At 38.0% G+C, this 1,704-nt stretch carries 2 protein-coding genes; both read right to left on the reverse strand.

Annotated elements, in window-relative coordinates:
* Positions 1–134: 134 nt before the first annotated feature.
* Complete coding sequence (locus MD536_RS20925; protein ID WP_239603745.1) at positions 135–632, reverse strand: hypothetical protein; 498 nt, start codon at positions 630–632, stop codon at positions 135–137.
* A 300-nt stretch (positions 633–932) separates the two neighbouring features.
* On the reverse strand, positions 933–1,508 hold the full coding sequence (locus MD536_RS20930) for an RNA-dependent RNA polymerase family protein (RefSeq protein ID WP_239603746.1): 576 nt from the start codon (positions 1,506–1,508) through the stop codon (positions 933–935).
* Positions 1,509–1,704: the final 196 nt, after the last annotated feature.

Consider the following 1,704-nt stretch of genomic DNA (forward strand, 5'->3'; position numbering starts at 1 on the left):
AAAAACACACTTCTGAAGGCGAAGGGTGGTTGGAATTTCCCTTCTGGCTATCCTTTGCTTTCAAAAGAAAAAAGTTGATATTTTTTCACTCCCTCTAAAGGCCTATATACATAGGAACCGACTGTTGGCTGCTGTTACTTTCTGTCAGCCTTGAATTTCTCAAAATAGTCTCCACCTTTTTTTCTTAAATCAAATGTTACTCTCTGTCTAAATAATGTGTCAATTGAATTGGGTGATTCGCTTACAAAAAGTATTTCATTGTCTTTATAATATTCCTCCCTGTAATAAAATGTTTGACCTATCCCATCCTCTTGGTAGTCTATTTTGGAGTAAATAAGTTCATTGTCTTTATAATAGTAGCTTTCGTAGAAGTTCTTATCTATGTTGTCATGGTAAAGAATCTTATAAACTGTGTCCCCTTTTAGGTTTTTGGTCGTGTATTTCCCGAACCCGCCATATTTTGTCTTTCTAATTGTGTCAATTTGATTGTTATGCCCAATAATAGATGTCGAAACTATTTCTTGTTTTATTTCACCTTCTGTTATTGATTTAATTACAAAAATTTGTCCTTCGTCATTGTCTGCTAAGGAGTCAATGTATTTTGTATATGCTTTTATTTTTAGAATAGACACTGTGTCAACTTGTGCCAGCAATTGATTACTGGGAAACGTTGTAATTAAAAATGTCGCTATGAAAAGTATGATGTGTCGCATTTTGTAATTGCAGCCAACGTTCAGGGCTTGGCGTTCGGTGGGGATTTATTAATGTCCCGCCTGTACCATTGCCCATTTAATAACTAATGTTGAATTACGTTTCTTAATCTGAATTTGATTCTGCTTCCAGATCAACTGTTGAATTACTGTAAAAGCTGATTGTTTGTTCGTCGCGCCCCACTGACGCCAAACCCCTTGTTGGCTGTAAGGCTTCTTGTCTCACATTCCATCGAGAGTAGAAATAAATGAGCCGTACCAACCAACAATTGTCCCCATATTAGGCTTTGTATTGCTGGTCTTAACAGCTAAACCAAATTCGTTATGCTCTTCTGAATAAATGATTTGATAGCCGTCTTTTGGGTCTTGAGGTTCTTCGTCTAAAACTACCCAATGCTTTTCGACTTTGTTCTGAAAGTCGTTGTAATATTCCTTTAGCGTTGGGTCAATCAAATGCTGCTGAATGTTCTCCAAGTCAATTCCGTGCAGGTTATTCAAAGTTTCAACAGACTGCAAGTCCTGCCTGATGTAGCGTTTCAAAACGCTTTTGTCAAAGCCGGTGAGGCAATTCATTAAAATAAATTCCCACTGCTCAAAGTACTCCCTATTTTTTTCGTCTTTCAACCTTTCAATGATGTACTGTGTTTTCCGAATGTATTTTATAATCTGGTCTTGCGACAAATGATTAGGATTGTCAAAGAACTGGGAAATGTCTCCTGCCAATACGGTATCAAAAAGTGTTAAGTCGATGCCGTCAATAATTCGTCCTGCAAGTCCGGTCGGAAAAGGAACCTGCAAAAAGTCTGAATATAGTGATCTGATTGTTACGGTCTCCATAGCCTTACAGCCAACGGCCGGCAGCTTTGCGCAGTGCTGGTAACGAAGCACTATTGCCTGAACCGCTGTTCATTTATTTGTTACTGTTATATTTTCTGAGCTTATGATGAATCTGTACATAGCCTGAACTACTGTACAGATAGGAACTGCTGTTCAT

The sequence above is a fragment of the Flavihumibacter cheonanensis genome, assembly GCF_022352215.1.
Lineage (GTDB): Bacteria > Bacteroidota > Bacteroidia > Chitinophagales > Chitinophagaceae > Flavihumibacter > Flavihumibacter cheonanensis.